The organism is Variovorax saccharolyticus (assembly GCF_030316765.1).
Taxonomy (GTDB): Bacteria; Pseudomonadota; Gammaproteobacteria; order Burkholderiales; family Burkholderiaceae_C; genus Variovorax; species Variovorax saccharolyticus.
This window is the reverse complement of the sequence record NZ_JASZYT010000021.1, coordinates 1-20,752: the sequence shown is the minus strand read 5'-3', so window position 1 is coordinate 20,752 and position 20,752 is coordinate 1. Positions and strand designations below refer to the sequence as shown.

The 20,752-nt window shown below is 63.0% G+C and carries 18 protein-coding genes and 1 pseudogene; 11 read left to right on the top strand and 8 right to left on the bottom strand.

Annotated features, from left to right (window positions below):
* Window positions 1-41: 41 nt before the first annotated feature.
* Window positions 42-818, bottom strand: coding sequence for an alpha/beta hydrolase (locus QTI45_RS34820; RefSeq protein ID WP_286657603.1), 777 nt, complete (start codon window positions 816-818; stop codon window positions 42-44).
* A gap of 614 nt (window positions 819-1,432) precedes the next feature.
* Between QTI45_RS34820 and QTI45_RS34815 the strand changes: the two genes are divergently transcribed.
* The 3 genes from QTI45_RS34815 to QTI45_RS34805 all read left to right on the top strand — a co-directional run bounded on the left by QTI45_RS34815 (window position 1,433) and on the right by QTI45_RS34805 (window position 4,347).
* Window positions 1,433-2,845: a cytochrome ubiquinol oxidase subunit I gene (locus tag QTI45_RS34815; RefSeq protein WP_286657602.1), complete on the top strand. Its 1,413-nt coding sequence runs from the start codon at window positions 1,433-1,435 to the stop codon at window positions 2,843-2,845.
* A complete protein-coding gene (gene cydB, locus QTI45_RS34810; RefSeq protein WP_286657601.1) occupies window positions 2,842-3,873 on the top strand; it encodes a cytochrome d ubiquinol oxidase subunit II in 1,032 nt (343 codons plus the stop codon). Before QTI45_RS34815 ends, cydB begins: the two co-directional genes overlap by 4 nt.
* A 150-nt stretch (window positions 3,874-4,023) precedes the next feature.
* Window positions 4,024-4,347: a hypothetical protein gene (locus tag QTI45_RS34805; RefSeq protein WP_286657600.1), complete on the top strand. Its 324-nt coding sequence runs from the start codon at window positions 4,024-4,026 to the stop codon at window positions 4,345-4,347.
* A gap of 277 nt (window positions 4,348-4,624) precedes the next feature.
* Here QTI45_RS34805 and QTI45_RS34800 read toward each other — a convergent pair whose 3' ends face one another.
* Window positions 4,625-5,725, bottom strand: a complete 1,101-nt coding sequence (locus QTI45_RS34800) for a phospholipase D-like domain-containing protein (protein WP_286657599.1) — start codon at window positions 5,723-5,725, stop codon at window positions 4,625-4,627.
* Between the two features lie 508 nt (window positions 5,726-6,233).
* Between QTI45_RS34800 and QTI45_RS34795 the strand changes: the two genes are divergently transcribed.
* Genes QTI45_RS34795 through QTI45_RS34785 form a run of 3 tightly spaced genes read left to right on the top strand, consistent with a single transcriptional unit; the run spans window position 6,234 to window position 9,196 of the window.
* On the top strand, window positions 6,234-7,046 hold the full coding sequence (locus QTI45_RS34795; protein ID WP_286657598.1) for an acetoacetate decarboxylase family protein: 813 nt from the start codon (window positions 6,234-6,236) through the stop codon (window positions 7,044-7,046).
* A gap of 30 nt (window positions 7,047-7,076) precedes the next feature.
* Window positions 7,077-8,798 carry a ubiquinone-dependent pyruvate dehydrogenase gene (gene poxB / locus QTI45_RS34790; protein WP_286369316.1) on the top strand — a complete coding sequence of 574 codons (1,722 nt, stop codon included), beginning with the start codon at window positions 7,077-7,079 and terminating at the stop codon, window positions 8,796-8,798.
* 20 nt (window positions 8,799-8,818) lie between these two features.
* On the top strand, window positions 8,819-9,196 hold the full coding sequence (locus QTI45_RS34785) for a tautomerase family protein (protein WP_286369317.1): 378 nt from the start codon (window positions 8,819-8,821) through the stop codon (window positions 9,194-9,196).
* Window positions 9,197-9,297: 101 nt separating this feature from the next.
* Here the strand turns inward: QTI45_RS34785 and fdhD are convergent.
* The 3 genes and pseudogenes from fdhD to QTI45_RS34770 form a co-directional block, all read right to left on the bottom strand.
* A pseudogene (gene fdhD, locus QTI45_RS34780) lies at window positions 9,298-10,116 on the bottom strand (formate dehydrogenase accessory sulfurtransferase FdhD); the annotation flags it as partial.
* Window positions 10,113-12,428, bottom strand: a complete 2,316-nt coding sequence (locus QTI45_RS34775; RefSeq protein ID WP_286657597.1) for an FdhF/YdeP family oxidoreductase — start codon at window positions 12,426-12,428, stop codon at window positions 10,113-10,115. The gene QTI45_RS34775 and the pseudogene fdhD, both read right to left, overlap by 4 nt.
* Window positions 12,429-12,433: 5 nt before the next feature.
* A complete protein-coding gene (locus tag QTI45_RS34770; protein ID WP_286369319.1) occupies window positions 12,434-12,970 on the bottom strand; it encodes a hypothetical protein in 537 nt (178 codons plus the stop codon).
* Between the two features lie 835 nt (window positions 12,971-13,805).
* On the opposite strand from QTI45_RS34770, the gene QTI45_RS34765 reads away from it, so the two are divergent.
* The 3 genes from QTI45_RS34765 to QTI45_RS34755 all read left to right on the top strand — a co-directional run bounded on the left by QTI45_RS34765 (window position 13,806) and on the right by QTI45_RS34755 (window position 15,797).
* Window positions 13,806-14,150, top strand: coding sequence for a hypothetical protein (locus QTI45_RS34765; RefSeq protein WP_286657596.1), 345 nt, complete (start codon window positions 13,806-13,808; stop codon window positions 14,148-14,150).
* Between the two features lie 306 nt (window positions 14,151-14,456).
* Window positions 14,457-14,978, top strand: a complete 522-nt coding sequence (locus QTI45_RS34760; RefSeq protein WP_286657595.1) for a Dps family protein — start codon at window positions 14,457-14,459, stop codon at window positions 14,976-14,978.
* A gap of 21 nt (window positions 14,979-14,999) precedes the next feature.
* Window positions 15,000-15,797: an alpha/beta fold hydrolase gene (locus QTI45_RS34755; protein WP_286657594.1), complete on the top strand. Its 798-nt coding sequence runs from the start codon at window positions 15,000-15,002 to the stop codon at window positions 15,795-15,797.
* A gap of 25 nt (window positions 15,798-15,822) precedes the next feature.
* Here QTI45_RS34755 and QTI45_RS34750 read toward each other — a convergent pair whose 3' ends face one another.
* On the bottom strand, window positions 15,823-16,557 hold the full coding sequence (locus tag QTI45_RS34750) for a response regulator (RefSeq protein ID WP_286657593.1): 735 nt from the start codon (window positions 16,555-16,557) through the stop codon (window positions 15,823-15,825).
* A 155-nt stretch (window positions 16,558-16,712) separates the two neighbouring features.
* On the opposite strand from QTI45_RS34750, the gene QTI45_RS34745 reads away from it, so the two are divergent.
* Together QTI45_RS34745 and QTI45_RS34740 are read left to right on the top strand one after the other, a co-directional pair.
* The gene (locus QTI45_RS34745; protein ID WP_286369324.1) at window positions 16,713-17,075 is read left to right on the top strand and encodes a DNA-binding transcriptional response regulator; all 363 of its coding nucleotides are present in this window, start codon (window positions 16,713-16,715) and stop codon (window positions 17,073-17,075) included.
* The gene (locus QTI45_RS34740; RefSeq protein ID WP_286657592.1) at window positions 17,072-19,171 is read left to right on the top strand and encodes an ATP-binding protein; all 2,100 of its coding nucleotides are present in this window, start codon (window positions 17,072-17,074) and stop codon (window positions 19,169-19,171) included. Before QTI45_RS34745 ends, QTI45_RS34740 begins: the two co-directional genes overlap by 4 nt.
* 291 nt (window positions 19,172-19,462) lie before the next feature.
* Here the strand turns inward: QTI45_RS34740 and QTI45_RS34735 are convergent, their stop codons facing one another.
* Together QTI45_RS34735 and QTI45_RS34730 are read right to left on the bottom strand one after the other, a co-directional pair.
* The gene (locus tag QTI45_RS34735; protein WP_286657591.1) at window positions 19,463-20,530 is read right to left on the bottom strand and encodes a glycoside hydrolase family protein; all 1,068 of its coding nucleotides are present in this window, start codon (window positions 20,528-20,530) and stop codon (window positions 19,463-19,465) included.
* A partial coding sequence (locus QTI45_RS34730) for a di-heme oxidoredictase family protein (protein ID WP_286657590.1) occupies window positions 20,527-20,752 on the bottom strand: 226 nt, incomplete at its 5' end. The genes QTI45_RS34730 and QTI45_RS34735, both read right to left, overlap by 4 nt.

Genomic DNA, 20,752 nt, shown 5'->3' with positions numbered 1-20,752 from the left:
CGTCAACTCCTGCGTTGGACAGATCTCGCGTGTGGACCGCACTACTGCCTGGGCGCCTTCCTGGCAGCCTCTGCAATTACTTGTGCGACCTCTTTGGGGTGAGATTCAAAGACCGAATGACTAGCTCCTTTGATCTCAGTCATCTGGCTCTTGGCACGCGTGTAGTACCAGCGCTCGAGTTCGGGGTTGATGATCTGGTCATTGCCAGCGACGATTCCCCAACTCGGCTTCGTCCTCCATGCGGCGGCGGTCAACGGAGTGCTGAACACGCTGGCTGCAGCCAGCACCTGGGAGCGCGCCGAGAACTCTGCGCGCTCTCGGGGCAGATCTGGTGCAAAGAGCTTCGGGAACAGCGCAGGATTGAGATAGGTGAATCCATCAGGCGTCTTCATGATCGCACCTTCCGTCTTCGCGAGGACACTTGGCGTTTTCCTTCCAAGTGCTGCCTCGTCTTCACCCACGTCAGGTGCATGTGCAGCTACATAGACCAGACCGACGACCTTCGGATGCACACCGGCCTCGGTAATGATCGATCCGCCATAGCTGTGACCGACAAGTAGCGTTGGACCGTCTTGCAGGTCGAGAACCCGCTTTGCCGCGGCAACATCCTCTTGAAATGAGGTTTCAGGCTCCTGAACCATGGTCACATTGAAGCCGTCTCTGATGAGAATCTCCGCCACCGGTTTCCATCCCGACGCATCAACCCACGCGCCATGAACCAGGACAATATTCCTGAGGGACTGCGCGGATGCCGACGTCGCCGCGGCGATCAGGCTCACTGCCGTGGCAAGCGTTAGACAAGCTTTAAAGAGATTCATTTCCACTGCTCCTGGTTGGCGTGCATCGCCGGGGTTACTGATGAAGCCGCCTGCGAGGTGGCTCCGGGTACATCAGATCGGCTGAAACTCTGTGTGTGTGTTCCGCTCCCGCCGTTCGATGCTGATGGGCCGCAGCACAACGGACAGGCGTGTGTCGGATCCGACGAGCCTCACCTGACTCATTGTCTTGAGCCATGGCTTGGAAGGTCGACGTGCGACGTAGCTGGATCATTGCGTTGCTTTCCATGGCGGCGAGTCTTTACCCTTCCAGTTCCAGATGCGAGTTCAACGGTGCAAATCGTTGTAAATGTCCGCTCCGCGATTGGCTCGGGAAGACAGAGATCGACTCCATTGATCTCTGAACGCGACTGGATCTACCTCGGCCACAATGCGATCCGACCCGCGCGATGAGGATCAGTCGTTCTCCTTGATCCGCAACTGTCCGCCAGAGGCGTTGCAACTGTAACGATCGATGAAACGCTCTGGAAACAGTAGGCACGGACAGTGGACTGAATCATCGCCACAAGCGCAGTCATGAAGCACCTTTCAGATCTCCAGTGGCGGCCCATTAATCCTGGCCGTGTTTCGCCTCCAAAGAGTCGAGGTGCCCATCCATGAACGAGCTTCTTTCTGGCGTGGACGCTTTGCTGCTCTCCCGCATTCAGTTCGGCTTCACGATCACTTTCCACATCCTGTTTCCTTCCTTCTCAATCGGACTCGCAGGATTTCTTGTTGCTCTCGAGGTACTGTGGCTTCGCACAGGCGATCCGCGCTACTGGCGACTCCTCCGCTTCTGGACCACCATCTTCGCGCTCTCGTTCGGCATGGGTGTCGTCTCAGGACTCGTTCTGGCCTACCAGTTCGGCACCAACTGGAGCGGCATGATGGCAAGCGCTGGCCAGGTCATAGGCCCTTTGCTGAGCTACGAAACGATGACGGCTTTCTTCCTGGAAGCGAGCTTCCTCGGTGTTCTGCTCTTTGGCTGGCGACGCGTCTCTCCAGGCATGCACTTCCTCTCGACGTGCATGGTGGCGCTCGGAACCTGCATCTCTGCATTCTGGATCATGGCCTCCAACAGTTGGATGCAGACTCCCGCAGGGTACGCTTTGCGAGAAGGTGTCTTCTATCCGACCGACTGGTGGGCGATCATCTTCAATCCGTCCTTTCCGATGCGCTATGCCCATATGCTCATCGCGGCACTCCTTGCTACCGCATTCGCGGTCGCTGGTGTCGCAGCCTGGTACCTGATCAATGGACGGTTCGTGTCGCTGGCACAACCGATGCTGAAGCTCGCGCTCCTGATCATCGTGCCGCTCGCGCCGCTGCAAACGGTAGTGGGCGACCGGGTAGGCCTCAACGTCGGCAAGTACCAACCGGCCAAGCTTGCCGCCATCGAAGGACAGTGGGAGACCTCGATCATGCCTCTTCGGCTGTTCGCACTCCCGAACCAGGATGACGAGCGAAACCACCTCGAAGTCAGTATTCCCAGGCTAGGGAGCCTCATCGACGAGCATTCGTTGAGTACGCCCGTTCGTGGACTCAAAGAGTTCGCCCCTGCCGATCGTCCGCCGGTGGCGATCGTATTCTGGAGCTTCCGGGTAATGGTCGGTATTGGGCTGCTGATGCTGGCGGTCGTACCAATCTCCCTCTTGCTGCTTTGGCGTAGGCGACTCTATGACCGGCTCTTCTTTCTAAGATTCCTCGTTTGCATGTCGCCGGCCGGCTTCATCGCCATCCTGGCCGGTTGGTACACCGCTGAGATCGGGCGACAGCCCTATGTGGTGTACGGCCTGCTTCGTACCGAGCACGTGCTTTCACCCATCTCGGTGGAGAGCGTCGGGATATCACTCGCAATGTTCGTCATCGTCTACTTCGCCGTCTTCGGAGCCGGACTCTGGTATCTCTTCAAGGCCTTCCGCGTCGGCCCGATCGAGATCGCATTGCCCGACCAGCCGAGGCTCGGCCTCCGGCCCCTCGCGGCGTTCGCAGATGCGGAGCCTCGTGGCCATCTCAAGGAAGCAAAATGATCGACGTGGAAAGCGCAATCACCCTGTTCATGGCAGCTACTGTGGCGCTGGCCGTCGGCGTCTACGTTGTCCTTGATGGATTCGACTTGGGGCTCGGCATGCTCTTTATCGCCGCGAGCGGCGATTCAGAGCGGGATCAGATGATGAACTCGATCGAACCGTTCTGGGACGGAAACGAGACGTGGCTGGTTCTCGGAGGTGCCGTCCTCCTCGCCATGTTTCCACTGGCGTTCTCGATCATTCTGCCGGCCGTCTACCTTCCTGTCATCGCAATGCTGTTGGGGCTGATCTTCCGCGGGGTGGCCTTTGAGTTCCGCTTCAAGCATCAGCCACGCAAGCGATTGTGGGATCTCGCTTTCGCAGGCGGATCATTGGTTGCGACATTCGCCCAGGGCGTCGTGCTGGGAACGTTCCTCCAGGGCATCCCCGTCAATCAGGGTCGCTATGCCGGATCGGGCTGGGATTGGACAAGCCCATTCTCACTGATGACAGGTGCCGCGTTGGTGGTTGGCTATTCATTGCTCGGAGCCGCCTGGCTTTTCTGGCGGACACGAGGAGAGCTTCAGCGCAAGGCAGGCACTTGGGCGCCCAAGTTGCTGGCCGGCTTGGTCTTGGCGATCGTCATGGTTAGCATCTGGACTCCCATCATGTCCGAGTCGATCGCACGACGCTGGTTCACTTTTCCAGACGCCCTGGCGTTCGCACCCGTCCCGCTGTTGACTGCTTTGCTTGTCTGGGGCGTCTTGAGAACTTTGAGCAGCAGCTCAACTGGCGGAAGCCCTTGGCCTTTCGTCTGCACCATCGGCCTGTTCCTGTTGTGCTACGCAGGAATGGCGATCAGCATCTTCCCGATGCTTCCGCCACCCTCAGTCACCCTCTTTGACGCAGCGGCCACGCCCGCCTCACAGCACTTCTTACTCCCGGGCCTGGTCCTTCTCGTGCCGATCATCCTTTGGCGGACCTGGCTCAATTATCGAATCTTCAGTCTTCGTAGCGAATCGGCCACGGGCCACGACATTGACGGTTGAGACACAAGCTACATTGAGATTGCAGATGCGACATATACGGTTACGCTCGAAATCATCCCGTAGCGTTGCGCGTTGATGATCACACCAGTGATTCGCGAACTCGCCATCACACCCCAGCAATCCCCAACACTTCATTCACAGAGGCCTTCAATGAACAGGTACTTCACGTTCGCAATGCTCGCAGTGGCGGCATCCGTGGTTCAAGCCCAGCCAAGCGGCGACGCATCGTCCACCCGATCGCCCATACTGAACAGCAAACCTCAGCTTCGTGCAGAGCAGGAAAAGGACGCGCGACCGGCCGGAAAGGTCAAGGCGATCGGCGGCGACGAGCTGAAGTCACCGGAGGCCGACAGCATCGGCAACGACAAGAGCGGTGCGGCGGGTCAGAGACGGGTCAATGCGAGGGAAGCCCGGCATCCCGACCGACGGCCGGCAGCGCAAGCCGGCACTCCGGACTTGCCTGGCGCAAAGTGAGGCGCCTGGCAACTCCAACAGAGTGCGGAAGTGGCTCCCCTGCACAGACGATCCGGCTTGGCTTTCTCCGGCGAGAGCTGGCAATCAACGCCGAAACCCGCGGGGCCACGGAGAGCCATCGCCAGGATGGTGACCGACCGGCGCGTCTCCAAGGCAAACCTCAACGCAACCAGGTCGGTCTTCTGCTGATCGGAGGGATCAAAGTTCTCTTAAGAGACAAGACCGAAGCTCCGCATTCATGCGCTTGACTTCGTTCCGCCGAAGGCGGTCGGTGCCTTTACCCAATCGAGCCGTCAGTACTGGTCCGAGCATGCTTGACCAATTCACGCTGGAGCCCTGAATCAGTCAGATCCAGCTTTCTCGAAAGCATCCAATCCTGTTGTGCGACTGCATGGATTCTCTCGACGACAAGCTCATCGGAGGTCTCTATAGCCAGTTCGCGTCGACCATTGAAGCTTCCCGGCGTCAGGTTTATCGAGCCAATGATGGCACTCCGGCCATCTGCGATCATCATCTTGGCGTGCAGCTTCACATGCTTGGCAACGTGGACTTTGATGCCGACGTCTTGAAGGATTCGCAATCCTCCGATGCCTTCGTTCAAGTGGTCCGATTTGAGGCGATGAGGTGGGCTTGTGAGAATATGAACCTTCACGCCGCGCAGGGAGGCACGCACGAGGCGCTCGATGATCACCGTGTCCTGGTATCTCTCGTTCTGCACCCACAGGGAATGAACCGCCCTATCGATGAACGCGGCGATCCGGGGCCGACCGTTGTCCGGGCACCAGATCAGTTTTGACCCTCGCATAGGTGTGAAACTCTGCTCATTCCAGTCTGCGTCGAAGCAAGCTGTCATCTCTTTGGTTTCTTGTGGGTTGCGCGTGACGATGGCGTAGTCACGCGCTGTCTGTGCACGGCGTCCATCCCAGTTCATCGACTGGATGAACCCGATCTCATCGTCCACCACGAGAGACTTCTCATGCGTTAGTTCGAACTTTTGACTACTTGCACGCACCTCGACACCGGCATCACCTAGAAGTCTCCACGCGCGCTCATTCTCCAACTCTCCATTTCTTCGATGTCGATTGAGCATCACGCGGACATTCACTCCTCTCCGCTTGGCGCGGATCAGAGCCTGAAGAAAGAGAGAGTCGTCCAGAACGAACATGCAAACATTGAGCGAAGAACTGGCCGTATCGATCGCTTCGATTATCGGCCTGACCGTGTCATCCGGGAGGACGATGAGCCAGTGGTCCCGACGCGGATCCAGTGTGAGAGGTGCCGTACCACCGGCCGCCACAGGCTCGCTGCCGGGTGAATCGGACGTAGACACAATCGCTCTGGCTTTGGCGCGTTGCTTCGTTGATGTGTTCTGCAGCATCAACGTACGCTACCTCGCATGCGTTGCATCTGCATTTCAGAGCGCATTGCAACTGAAATCGCGGGCCGGCATGGTCAGCTTGGCAAACGATGGAGCCAGCGCTACCTGTGTCGCCGTCTACGCTCTTGGTCCCATGCGCTCGATCTGACTCTGGCTCCCAGCCGCCCTGGATTAACAACGCCTGCATTTCATGCGGATACCCCGCGATCGGTCTGGCTTGCAAGGCAAGACCATCCCAGCTCAAGCATGTCCGCATTGTCGTCACTGGATTCACAGCAAGGTCTCAGGCGCTTCAGTGAACTTGCTATGACCAAGGATGCAGGGTCTTGGCCCAGTCGATCGCATTTCAACAGTAACGATGCTACACGCTTGTTGAAACCTCAATGCAATCAAGGCGGTAGAGACTTGGCTTCGCACCGCGTTTGGATTCGACTGACGGGAATCTACGTTGCGATATGAAGAAACCGCAGGATCATTGGCATCACACACCTCCCATTGGAGAACCATCATGCTCTTAGGCTACACGCTCCCTCGTACACCTCTTGGACTTGCCGCGATAACACCCCCTCCCCCTTGGCACTACTCGAGCGACATCGTTGGCATCGAGTACTGGGCAGACCCATCCTTGACTGCGGCGCTACTTCCTCCGGGACTTTCGGTGGATCCCGAAACGAACGGTCACTCCGCACTGCTCTTTCTGGATTGGCAGTTTACTGCTCAGAACGAAGAGTTGCTGGACCCGTCTCGTTTCCAGTACCGAGAAGCCTTCGTGCTCATTGACGCGATGCGGCGTGACACGCCGGTCTCATTTTGTCCATTCATCTACGTCGACAACGATGCTGCCCTCGCACGTGGGTGGGCTCAGGGGTTCCCGAAGCGGCTTGGCAGCATCTTTCAGACTCGCAGCTTTGCTGCTCCCAGTGCTGCAGCTGCGCCTGTGGCCCGTGGAAGCCGCTTCGCTGGCAGCCTGTCTACACACGGCGTCCGCCTCGCAGAGGCGATCGTCACGCTACAGCAACCGGAGCCAGACATCCGCAAGATCTTCAGCCGACCAACTGTCAACCTTCGCTACTTCCCCCGCTTGGAAGCCCAGGAACAGCATAGGCCGGCTGTGAACGAACTCGTACTCTCGCTGACCGACGACCTGAAGATAGTCGATCTTTGGACGGGGGATGGCGAGATTCGCATGCCCGCCGTGGCTGGGGAGGAACTCAGCATGCTTGCGCCAGTCCGGATGGGCCGGGGCTTTCGCTGCTCGATGTCGTACTCGGTGACCGACCTGAAGATACTCGAGCGCTTCGACCAGCCAAGCGCGTTCTAAGAGCCCCTCCAACGTTCCGGAGAACAGATCATGTCCAAGACGGCAGCCGGCTATATGGCCGAAGCCTTGAAGCAAGCGGGCGTCCAGCGAATCTATGGTGTTGTCGGTGATTCTCTGAACGGCTTGACCGACGCGCTGCGACGCATGAGGGAGATCGAGTGGGTGCATGTGCGGCATGAGGAGTGCGCTGCATTCGCCGCCGGAGCGGAAGCCCATCTCACCGGCGAACTCGCAGTATGCGCAGGCAGTTGCGGTCCCGGCAACCTGCATCTCATCAATGGGCTGTTTGACTGCCAGCGCAGTGGCGTTCCGGTTCTCGCCATCGCCGCGCACATCCCCAGCACTGAGATCGGCATCGACTTCTTCCAGGCGACGCATCCCGAAAGTCTCTTCAAGGATTGCAGTCACTATGTTGAGCTTGTTTCGCGGCCCGAGCAATTGCCACAGGTTCTCCATCGCGCGATGCGCGTCGCGGTGGCCAAGCGCGGCGTAGCCGTGGTCGTTCTTCCTGGCGACGTTGCACTTCAAAGGCTCGAAGCGAAGGTTCCCAAGTGGCTACTTCCTTCCAGGCCGATACTCCGACCTCCGGAGGGTGAGTTGAAGTCGCTTGCGGCGATGCTCAACGAGGGCGAGCGAGTGACTCTGTTGTGTGGTGCCGGGTGCGCAGGCGCGCATGCCGAGATCATCGCACTGGCAGCACTGCTGAAGGCGCCAATTGTCCACGCCTTCAGAGGAAAGGAGTTCGTCGAGTACGACAATCCGTACGACGTCGGCATGACGGGCCTCGTCGGATTCTCGTCTGGTTATGAGGCCATGAAACGATGCGACACACTTTTGCTTCTGGGAACAGATTTTCCGTACCGGCCTTTCTATCCTGAGAATGCGCGAACTGCACAGATTGATGTCCGACCGGAGGCGCTTGGCAACCGGTGTCCTTTGGATCTTGGACTGTTGGGCAACGTTAAAGACACCGTCGAGGCGCTGCTACCGAATTTGATCGAGAAAACCGATAGCGCGCATCTCGATATCGCCTTGGCGGACTATCGCAAGGCGCGCGAAGACCTTGACTCATTGGCGGAGAGCAGGCCGACCAGCGAGATCATTCATCCGCAATATCTGGCCCGCCTTGTTAGTGACCTGGCTGAAGACGACGCCATCATCACCTGCGATGTCGGCACGCCGATCATCTGGACTGCGCGATACATCAAGATGAACGGCAGGCGTCGATTGGTTGGATCCTTCAATCACGGCTCGATGGCGAACGCTCTTCTCCAGGCAATCGGCGCACAGTCAACATTCCGGGACCGGCAAGTGATCTCGATGTCCGGGGACGGGGGCTTCACCATGATGATGGGCGAGTTCGTTACTCTCATCCAGGCAGGACTGGACGTCAAGGTCATCGTCCTGAACAACGGGACGCTGGGCTTTGTCGAGATGGAAATGAAAGCGAACGGCTTCATCGACGAAGGCTGCGAACTCAAGAATCCCAACTTTGCCGCGATGGCAAATGCGATGGGGATCAAAGGCATTCGAGTCGAGCATCCACTGCAACTCGAGGCAGCGTTGACAGAAGCATTCGCGCACAAAGGCCCCGTCCTCGTCGATGTCGTCAGTGCCCGTCAGGAGCTCGCGATGCCTCCGAAGACAACACTGGAAGAAGCCCACCACTTCGGAATGTTCCTGATGAAGGCAGTGCTGGACGGTCGAGGAACCGAACTCATCGATCTCGCCAGAACCAATGTCATCCGATGACCGTTTGAAGGGAGAATGCAATGCCGCTCTACACGATTGTCACGCAGGCTGGGACCATCGACGGCAGCAAAAGGGAAAGCCTCGCTGTCAGCATCACCAATCTTCACGTAGGCATGTCAGGTGTTCCCGCTTCCTGGGTCCACGTTGTGTTCTTGGAATACCCCAGTGGAAGTGCCTTCAGCGCGGGCAGGTCGGCTGCCATGGTCTCGTTGACGCTGATCGTTCGAACGGGCCGCTCGGCTGAGTACAAGCAGGCCATGCTCACTGCGCTATGGCGCTTGCTTCAAGAGGCGACTGCCGCACCCGATGAACAGATCGTCATCGGAATTCAGGAGGTTGCTCCTAGCCAGGCAATGGAGATGGGGTTGGTGATGCCTGACGTTGGCACTTCGTCCTGAGGCTTCTTTGCTGCCTCCGGCGCTCCCTGAATTGGGCCTGACAGGGCCTCGTCGACGGCACCATGCACCTGAGTTCCGCACTTCTGCTCGGTGATCGGGTTGCCCGCGGCGTACAGCACCGCGCGCGGCGCACGGCACAGGCCCCACAGGCGAACACCGGCGAGCTGCGCCATGCGCACGCCCATCGCGGTCGGCGCCGACACCGTGCAGAGCGCCGCGATGCCCAGGCGGGCGCACTTTCGCACCAGCTCGTGGCTGCCGCGGCTGGTCATGACGACGAAGCCCGGCTGCGCCAGCCGCCCGCCCATGGCGAGCGTGCCGAGCAGCTTGTCGAGTGCGTTGTGCCGGCCCACGTCTTCCATCACGTCGAGCAGGATGCCGTCCAGCGTCGCCCAGCCGGCGGCATGGATCGCGCCGGCCTGCGCATTGAGCAACTGGCGCGCCGGCAGTGCATCGAGCGCACGCAGCACGCGCGGCGCATCCACGCGGTCGATCCAGCCGGGTGCCGCCCGCGGCGCGAGATCGAGATCGAGGCCGGCGAAGCTCTCCACCCCGCAGACACCGCAGCCCGTTTGCCCCGCCATGTGGCGGCGGCGACGCTTGAGCCGATCGAAGCTGCGCGCGGAAACGGTCAGCTCGACCTGCGTCGCGTCGACCTCGGCGGGCAGCCCGGCCTGGCACGCGGGCACCGGCTGCACTTCGATGTCGAAGCAATCGCCGACATCGTCGAGGATGCCCTCGCTCAACGCGAAGCCGAGCGCGAAGGCCTCGAGATCCTGCGGCGTGGCCATCATCACCGCGTGGGTGATGCCGTTGAAGACCAGCGACACCGGCACCTCCGCGGCCAGCGTGTCCTGGCAGGCGTCGTGGCCCATCACATGCACGGTGTGGCGCGACAGGGGAAAAGGGATCGCGTTCATGACACCGATCCCGGCGTCGGGCGCGATGGCCGCAGCCGCACCGGCACCGACTTGTAGGAAGGCGTTCCGCTTTGCGGATCTCGGTGCGACAGGGCCACCAGCACGTTGGCCTCGGGATAGTAGGCGCCCGCCGAGCCCCTCGGGATGTCGTACGCCACCGCAGTCAGGTTCCTGAGCACCGCCCCCGGCGCCGCTGCCTCGCCATCGAAGGGCACGGCCTCGAGGTCGACGCGATCGCCGGCGGCAATGCCCTGTACCGCCAGGTCGTCGACATTCAGAAAGACCACGTCCCGGCGTCCGAAGATGCCGCGGTAGCGGTCGTCGAAGCCGTAGATCGTCGTGTTGTACTGGTCGTGGCTGCGCAGCGTGGTCAGGGTGAGCACCCCGGAGCCCGCTGCGCGAGGATCTTCCCGGACGCCGGGCATCACGATGAACTGCGCCTTGCCCGACGCGGTGTGCCAGCGGCGCTCGGCCGGCCCGATCGGCAAGCGGAAGCCGCCCGGCTGCCGGATCCGCAGGTTGTAGTCCTCGAAGCCGGCCAGCACGCCCTCGATGCCGTCGCGGATGCGGCCGTAGTCGGCGACCATGCCGTCCCAGTCGATGCCATGCCGGCCCGCGAGCACCGCCTTCGCGATGCCCGCGACGATCGCCGGCTCCGAGCGTACGTGGGCGGAGGGCGGCGGCAGCCGGCCGGTCGATGCGTGGACCATCGACATCGAATCCTCGACCGTGATCGACTGCACGCCGCCGGCCTGCAGGTCGAGCTCGGTGCGCCCGAGGCAAGGCAGCAGGAGGCTCTGCCTGCCCACCAGCAGGTGCGAGCGATTGGGCTTGGTCGCGATGTGCACCGCCAGCTCCAGACCGCGCATCGCCGCGAAGGTCCGCGTCGGGTCGGCCATCGCCACCGCGAGGTTCCCGCCCAGGCACATCAGGAACTTCGAGCGTCCTTGCGCGATGGCCTGGATCGCCTCGGCGGCGTCGTGGCCGCGCTCGGCGGGCGGCGCGAATCCGTAGACCCGTTCGATGCCCTGGCGCAGTGCGAGCGGGGCCTTCTCGTCGATGCCCACGGTGCGATTGCCCTGCACGTTGGAGTGGCCCCGTACCGGGCAGATGCCGGCACCGGCACGCCCGTAGTTGCCCCTGAGCATCAGCAGGTTGGAGATCTGCTGGACGTTGTCGGTGCCCAGGCGGTGCTGGGTGATCCCCATGCCGAAGACGATGATCGCCGCCTCGGCCTTGCAGTAGAGGCGGGCCACGCCTCGCAGCGCCTCGCTGCCCAGGCCCGATGCCTGCACCAGCTCGTGCCAGGCGGTCGCGTGAAGGTCCTCGGCCAGCGCCTCGAAGCCCTGCGTGTGCTCGGCGATGAAAGCGCGGTCGAGCACCCCGGGGCCGCCTGCCGCGAGATCCTCGGCGTCGATCTCGAGCACGCCCTTCATGACGCCCTTGAGCGCCGCGGCATCGCCGCCCACCTTCACCTGGAGGTAGTCGCTGGCGATGTCGGTCGAACCGAATGAGGCCATCTCGATCGGGTCCTGCGGCGCCGCGAAGCGCTCCAGCGCGCGCTCGCGCAACGGATTGAAGACCACGATCGGCGCGCCGCGCCTTGCAGCGGCATGCAGCGTCGTCATCATCCGCGGGTGGTTGGTGCCCGGGTTGTGGCCCATCGAGATGATGAGGTCGGCATGGTCGAAGTCTTCCAGCGACACCGTGCCCTTGCCGATGCCGATCGACAGCGGCAGCCCCACGCTGGTCGCTTCATGGCACATGTTCGAGCAATCGGGAAAGTTGTTCGTGCCGTAGGCGCGCACGAAGAGCTGATACAGAAAGGCCGCTTCGTTCGACGCCCGGCCCGAGGTGTAGAACTCCGCCATGCCGGGGTCCGGCAGCGCGTTCAGCACGGCGGCGATCCGCGCATTCGCTTCGTCCCAGCCGATTTCGACGTAGCGGTCGCTGGCCGCGTCGTAGGCCATCGGGTGCGTGAGCCGCCCGAGGTCCTCGATGTCGTGGTCGTTCCAGGCCAGCAGTTCGGTGACGCTGTGGCGTGCAAACACCTCGGGCGTCGCCCGTTTGCGGGTGGCTTCCCAGGTGACCGCCTTGGCGCCGTTCTCGCAGAACTCGAAGGCCGAGGTGTGCTTCGGGTCGGGCCATGCGCAGCCCGGGCAATCGAAGCCGTCGGGCTGGTTGTTCCTGAGCATGATGCGGGTGCCCGAGATCGCGTTCATCTGGCCATGGATGGCCTTGGCGACGGCGCCCAGCGCATCCCAGCCGCCGGCGGGATGTTCGTATTTGCGGATTCCCGAATCGTTGTCCATGGAATTCAGTTCTTGCAAACGAAGCGCAGCGCACGTGCTGCATCATGGACCCGCGCGAAGTCGTCATGGACCAGTTGCAGCGGTGTGGCGCCGTTGAGCCAAGAGTTGGGGTCGACGAACCATTGCGCCAGCTCCCAGTCGTCGAGTGCCACCGATAGTTCCTCGACCAAGGCGCCCACCGACTCCCGAACGGTGACATCGCCGTCCTCGAACTGAAACACCGGCAACCATCGATGGCCGCCCCAGTCGAGGCTGATCAACTCGCGCCTGGCAATGATTCGCGCGAGTTCGCCAAGGCCCACGCCGGGCCTTCTGGCTGCGATTTCTGACCCGGTGGCGAGGCCTCCCGAGCGGCGGTAAGCAGCCAGGAGCTCCAGGAACTGGACGTCCCGGCCGGAACCTGCGCCAGCGGCGCACCTTGAAAAAGGGGTGAGCGTAGAGCCTGCGCGCAGACAGGACACAGTCCGGTCAATTCGTGCTTGGAGGGCTGGCATGAGGGCTCCTTGACTTGGGGATTCGGCGATGAGGACTTCATCGTTCATGACTGTCATTTCAGTACGGTTTCAGGCGAGCGCCGTACATGTTGCAGCTGTAACTCGGACGCGAACAGGCGGGAGAACATTGGAGGTTCATCGCGCTGCCTCATGTCCAGCTTGACAGCGCGTCAACCGGTCGGATCGACTTCGATTCTCGCCATTGCAACGATGTGCAAACTTCGCTTCCCCTCCTGCATTCGCCAGCTCAGGTTCGAGCGACGTACTCTCCGAATTCTTTTCTTTCGACCAGCTCGAAGGCTTTGTCACACGCGCGTAATAAAGCTGATGCAGATCCCTCCAAGTCGCACGTTGATGTGGCTCAACGGCAGGCGTTCGAAGTAAAGACTGTCATAAGGACAAAAGTACCGAGTAGTGACATTCTTGTCAGCAGTTCTTATGGCTGATTACATATTTGCCACTGCAGTGCACCTTTAAGTTTTCCTTTGAGTGGTGGCTGGACTCCGATCGCACCCGGTATACGAATTGCAGCGCTACTGAGTTGATCGACATCACGCGCAATCGCTTGGCGACGCACACCAGAACGATCGGACTCTGCCCCGGCCGCTCAATGCCCGCCCCATCCGAGAAAGGCTCCCGTCACCGAGATTGGCGACTCTTTGCGCAACAATTCAAGGTATCCGCCATACCCCACTGATCGGAAAGCACTCGCAGGAAGCACGAATCTCGATCACTGGATTGGCGCACTTCGCTGGACTTCATGCGGCACAACAGCGTGATCTCGTATTCTGAGACAAAGCATTTTGGGGCGAGGAGACAAACCATAGAAAACCACGACACGAAGTCGCCCGAAACAACGTGCGACGCAAGAACATTACTACGAATGAAAACCACGGAACTGCTTGACGTAGAGCAAGCACTGCAGCTGATCGAACATGTGCTAGTGAGAGGGGGTGATGATTGCGAGCATCTGATTGCTTCTTGCACCAGCATCAGGGATGAGGAGAAGGGCCTCGCGCAAAGGCGACTCGCCTTGCGCAAGACGCTGAGATCTGCAACGAATCTTTTGACTGTGGCGCACCGCCTCATGGACTGCCCGACGGAAGGAACCAGCAAGGAACTTGCGATTCGGATGAAAGCAACGATCGACAGGCTAAAGATCGCAGCCCGGGGCGCCTACGAAGCTGGCCATCTATTGATCGGAGTTCGGACAACTCCCCGTAGCTGAAGTCGCATCGGCCTCGCATCTGTCGCCGCGGTCGGCCTTGCGGCGTGCGGCGGCGGCGGCGGCGGCGCGAGCGGCCTTAACCAGCCAGTCGCCGTGACTGCAGGTCCTGACGGAGCAACGGACACGCTACCCACCCCCGCGGACACCGGGACGGTTCGGTGGGCTCCGGGCATTTCATCTGCAACATGGCCGCCGGCCATGAAACGACGCGGCAACCCGCGCACCCCACAGTGCATCCATGAACCCGGCAACGCATCGGCCGGCCGTTCATCTCCAGCCCCGATGCAATTCACAGAGGCCGCTTCCATGACCACCACACTCGAATCCACTCTCGCCCGCCGCCAGGCGCCCCTGCGCACCCCGACGGGCCTCGGCGCCGAGGCCCGTCGCGACATCGGCGCCGGCCTCGCGGCCCTGCTGGCGGACAGCTTCGCGCTGTACCTGAAGACGAAGAACTTCCACTGGCACATGTCCGGCCCGCACTTTCGCGACTACCACCTGATGCTCGACGAGCAGTCGGACCAGATCTTCGCCCTCACCGACCCGCTCGCCGAGCGCGCGCGCAAGCTCGGCGGCAGCACGCTGCGCTCGATCGGCGACATCTCGCGCCACCAGCGCCTGTCGGACAACGATGCGCCCTTCGTCACGCCGGGCGACATGCTGGCCGAACTGCGCGAGGACAACCTGCGCCTGGTCGACTACATGCGCGCCACCCATGCGATGTGCGACGCCCATGGCGATGTCGCCACCGCGAGCCTGCTGGAGAACTGGATCGACGAGGCCGAGCGGCGCGCCTGGTTCCTGTTCGAGACCGGCCGCGCGGCCTGAGGCAAATCAAGGAGAACTCTGATGTTCAATCGACGCAACTTTTCAGCTCTGCTGGCAGGCGCGGGCGCCGCGCTGCTCGCCGCGCCTTCGATGGCACGGACGAGCGCCAGTCCCGCAGCGCAGCGCAACGCTGCATCTGTGCGAGTGCGCAACGTGGTACTGGTTCACGGCGCCTATGCCGACGGCTCCTGCTGGACCGAGGTGATCTCTCGCCTGCAGGCGGCAGGCCTGCGCGCCACTGCAGTGCAGAACCCGCTGACATCGCTCGACGACGACGTCCAGGCCACGCGTCGCATTCTCGACCTGCAGGACGGCCCGACCGTGCTGGTCGGGCATTCATGGGCCGGCATGGTCATCAGCGAGGCGGGAGTCCACGACAAGGTGTCGGGGCTGGTCTATGTCTCGGCCCGGGCACCCGATGCCGGCGAGGACTTCGGCGCATTGGCCGCCAAGTTTCCCAAGCCCCCTGCCAGTGCGGGCCTGGTGACTTCGGGCGGCTTTGCGCAGTTGAGCGAAGAGGCCTTCCTGCGCGACTTCGCGGGCGACATCGACCCGCTCAGGGCGCGCGTGCTCTACGCCGTGCAGGGCCGGGTGGCATCGACCTTGTTCAACGGAAGAACCACCGTGGCCGCCTGGCGCAACAAGCCATCCTGGTACCAGGTTTCCAGCAACGACCGCACGATCGACCCGGATCTCGAGCGCTTCCTGGCCAGGCGAATGGGCGCCATCACCATCGAATTGCCGTCGAGCCACCTGGCCCTGATCTCGCATCCCGATGAGATCACCAGCCTGATCATCGACGCTGCCACGGGTAGTTGAAGCAGCGCAGCGCGGGCGACCACGCTCAGTGCAGCACCTGCACCTGCGGCTCGAACACGTAGCCGGCGCCGCGCTCGGTGCGGATCATCTTCGGCGCCGAGGCGTCGACCTCGATCTTGCGCCGCAGCCGAAGGATCTGAACGTCGATCGAGCGGTCGTACACCTCGGCGCCGTGCAGCCGCGACAGCTCCAGCAACTGGTCGCGCGACAGCACGCGCTGCGGCTGCTCGCACAGCGCCAGCAGCAGGTTGAACTCGCCGTTGCTGAGCTCGACGCGCTGCCCCTCGGGCGAGGTCAGCCGGCGCGCCAGCAGGTTGAGCTCCCAGCCCGCGAACCGATAGGCGCGGCGCTTGCTGCTGCGGACCGGCGACGCCACATCGGTGCGCGCCTGGTAGCGGCGCAGCACGGCGCGGATTCGGGCCAGCATCTCGCGGTTGCTGAAAGGCTTGGTGACGTAGTCGTCGGCGGCGATCTCCAGGCCCATCACCCGGTCGGCCTCGTCCTGCTTGCCGGTGACGATGATGACCGGCAGCTCGCTGGTGTCCCGCAGGCCGCGCGCCAGCTGCATGCCATCCTCGCCGCCCAGCCGCAGGTCGAGCACGACCAGGTCGATCACGCTGTCCTGCAGCACCGCGTTCATCTCGGCGCCGGTCGCCACGGCGGTCACCTGGAATTCGTTCTCGGTCAGGTAGGCCGACATCAGTTCGCGGAGGGCGGGATCGTCATCGACGACGAGGATGTGGGGTGAGGCTGTGTTCATGGCAATCGAAGCGTACTGCAATCGATCCTACGAGAGCCTACCTGCGAATTACAAGTGAAACAGAGCGCCCCCGAACTGACATTCCGCGGGCACCCGCGTCTGCGCCAATCGGTCCCAGGGGCACCACGGCCCCGTCAAGGCACAAGGATGAAGGAATGTCGAATATCTTGGTTATCGAGGAAGATAGCGCGATGCGCGTGCTGATCTCCGAATGGCTGGCCGGCGAGGGACACCAGGTCCGCTCGCTACCGCGGTACGAGCCTGCGCCCCGCGCGGCGGCCGACCTGGTCATCCTCGACCTCCCACACCCACGCTCTCGCGATCCCGAAAGCACCCGCGCCGTGCAGGCCGTGCATGCCGCCTATCCGGAGGCCTCGGTGATCGGCATCTCGACCCGCCTCGGACGCAGCTTGGGCAGCGAATCCGACGCCGCCCGGGCCCTGGGTGTCGACCGCCTTCTGGCCAAGCCCTGCACCAGAGAAGAACTGCTCGGGGCCGTGGCGGCCGCGCTCGCATGAAATCGGGTGAGCGCCTGAGGCAGCGGATCATTGCAGCGGGCGTGGTCCTGATCGCCGCCTTCGCCGGCTCGGCGATCTACGATGGCTGGCGGCTGCACCAGCAGATCATGCTCGCGAACGAGCGCGAACTCGGCAACCTGGCCAAGGCGCTGGCCGAACAGGGCGCCAGGACCCTGCAGGCGGTCGACGTCCTGCTGCGCGACACCGGCGAATGGTGGGAGACCACCGGCCGCGAGCTGCCTGCGGACGCCGTCGCCACTGCCCTGGCATCGCGCGTGGTCGGGGTGTCGCAGGTCAGCGTGCTGACCCTGGTCGACGCCCGGGGCATGCAGCGCCACCGCTCGCGGGTCACCGGGGAGGCGCTGGCCGATGTCTCTGATCGGCCGTATTTCCAAAGCCAGCGCGAGGGTTCGGCGGGCGGTCTCTTCATCAACGAACCCGTGATCACGCGGACCGACCGGCAGCCGGCGCTGGTGGTGTCGCGCCGGCTGAACACGCGGGATGGTGCATTCGACGGCGTGGTCACCGCCATCGTCACGCTGCAGGAGATGCAGGCCGCCTACACCGCGATCGACCTCGGCGAAGGCGGCGCCCTCATCCTGACGCTCGACGACGGTACCCTGGTGGTGCGCCAGCCCGAAGTGAACGGCCTGGACCCAACCCAGCGCTACCCTGAGCTGACAGCCTTCAAGGGCGCCCCGCTGATCGACCGTTCGGTCAGTCCGGTCGACGGCCGGGCCAAGCTGGTGGCGGCGGTGGGCGTCGGCAAGCGGCCGCTGACGCTGACCCTCACGCGCGACGAGGACCACGCCCTGCGGCCCTGGCACGACGAGATGCGCAGCGCCATCATCCGCACGCTGCTGCTGACGGCGCTGGTGGTGCTGACCATCGCGGGCCTGTTGCGGCAACTGCGGCGGCTGGAAACCGGCGAAGCCGAGAAGGCGGCGCTCGAGGCCCGGCTGCAGAAGGCCCAGCGTCTGGAGTCGCTCGGCACTCTAGCGGGTGGCATCGCGCACGACTTCAACAACATCCTCGGTGCCATCCTGGGCTTCGGCGAGATGGCACAGCAGCATGCCGCACCGGGCAGCGACATGCGCCGCTATATCGACCGCGTGATGCAGGCTGGCGCGCGGGCCCGCGTGTTGGTGCGCCGCATCCTGGACTTCAGCCGCAGCGGCGTCGCCGAACGCGTTCCGGTCAACATCCAGGCCGTGACCGAAGAGGCCATCGCGATGCTCAGGCCCACGCTGCCTGAGGCGATACGATTCGAAGCGAAGCTCGAGGCCGGCATCTCCGCGGTACTGGGAGACGGCACCCAGCTCTACCAGGTAGTCATGAACTTGTGCACGAACGCGGCGCAGGCGATCAGCGACGCCGGCACCATCGAGGTCCGGCTCGACCGCGTGCACTCCGATGCGTCGAAGCCGCTGCTGCACGGCGAACTCGCTGCCGGCGCCTATGTCCGCCTGGTGGTGTCCGATGATGGCCCAGGCATGTCTGCCGAAGTTCTGCAGCGTGCTTTCGATCCCTTCTTCACGACCAAGAAGGTTGGCGAAGGAACTGGCCTGGGACTCTCGATGGTCCACGGCATCGTGACCGATCTCGGCGGCGCGATCGACATCGCGACCGCGCCCGGGCAAGGGACACAGGTCACGGTCTGGCTGCCGGTCTCGGGTGAGTCCGAAGCGCAGTCGCCGCGGCCGGAGCCTTCATGGCCGCGCGGCAACGGCCAGGTGGTGATGGTGGTCGATGACGAACGACCGCTGGTCGAACTGGCCGAGGAACTGCTCGCCGAACTGGGCTACGAGCCGGTCGGCTTCGACTCGAGCGAGCGCGCGCTGGAAGCCTTCATCGCCGAACCACAACGCTTCGACGCGGTGCTCACCGACGAGATGCTGCCCGGCCTGGCGGGCAGTGAACTGGCTGCGCGGTTGCTGGCGCTGCGCCCCGGGCTGCCCGTCATCCTGGTCAGCGGCAACGTCGGCGCCGCGCTGGAGCAACGCGCGCGCGAGGCCGGCGTGGTCGAGCTGCTGCGCAAGCCGCTCGGCTTGCGGGAATTGGCCGATTGCCTGGCGCGCACTTTCGACGTCGGCTGAGACGGACAGCCCTGCTCCCTGCTCGACGCCGACAGTGGTACCCCCCCGCCCAAGCAAGGGCATTGTCACGCGATTCCCTGCGGTGGTGATCAGCCAGGCGGTGCGCCCCGCCTTGCTCAACGAGCATGCTCAGGCGGGGGGCATTGCGAATGCGCCCGCCCTTTCAGAACTCCTCGTTGCCGGGACGGAAGTTCGGAAATTGCTTACGGACCAACATACGAAAGCCCGGAACACTCATAACGTGCCCGAACATATTTCGAAGTGGCGCCGTCATACGCCTCCAGTACACCCTCAAGTCCGCGTCCCCTCGTCAAAACGCAACCGCAGGTAGTGGGTGCCGAGCGCCGTAAGCTGACCATTGGCGGCAAGCAGGCTCGTGTGGTGCGGATCGCCGCCTTGCGTCCAGCGGCCAGTGAACCATGCGTACCGGAACACGTCAGCGCGCGATTCGCACAGTGCGACCAGCTCGGTCATCTGCGCCATTTGCTTTTCCACGGTGTCGATCTGCGCACTGCCGTCACCGTCGTGCCAGTTGGCGAATTCGGTGACCCAGAACGGCTTGCCGTATTTCTTCAGGCGGTCGAGTTGCCCCTCGAGGCCGTAGTCGTACCAATGGAAACCCAGATAGTCGATCTGCGGATCGCGGTTGCCGTTGGTCGCACGGTAGGCAGCATGGAAAGCATCGAGCCACACCACCGGATCGGCAAAGCCCGGCATCGTGCCCCAGGTCATTGCGGGACCGACGAGTCGCACGCCGGTCCGTGCGGCGATCGCCTCATAGCGCGGCCACAGCTGCGCGGCCTGCGTCGGCGTCAGGTTGGCCTGATCGACCAGGTTCGGCTCATTCAGCAGCAGCAGGTGTCGGATCTCCGGATGCGCTTGCAGGAAGGCGAGTGCCTGCGCATCGTTGAAGTCGCCCCAGAGCATGGGGATGAAGTCCATCCTGAAGCGCGTGGCATGGTCCGATGGGGCACCTGTGTTCGGCCGCAGGCCCCAGTCGTACCACCAGCTGACTCCCGGCGCGAGCGCATCCATGTCCTGCTCCGTGGCGAGGTCGTAAGCGACGCCACGCTTTGAGCTCTTGCCAAGGCCAGGGCCGCTTCCCGACGCCGGCGCGGTCGCCGGCGCGCCCGTTGCCGGAGCAGCAGCTGGGGTATCGACGCTCGCGCCACCGCTGCCACCGGCACCGACGCTTGCGCCACCACTGCCGATTCCGCCAGCGCCGCCACCGCCGCCACCGCCGCCGCAGGCCGCGAGGCCTCCCGCAGTGAGCGTCGCAACGGCTGCGACCAGCAGCCGCCGGCGCTCTTCGCGCGAACGCGGGCTCACCTGCAATGTCGTCATGTCGGCGTGCGTCACAGGGAGCTCAGGAACGCGATCACCGCGGCCCGCTCTTCCTTCGACATCGCTTCGAATTTGTTGCGGCTCGCAGCCGCTTCGCCGCCGTGCCACAGGATGGCTTCCATCGGTGTGCGCGCGCGACCGTCGTGCAGGTAGCGCGCGTTCTGGTCGCTGCCCTGTACATAGTTCAGCGATCCCAGGCCCCACAGCGGCGCGGTTCGCCACATGCTGGCGGTGGCC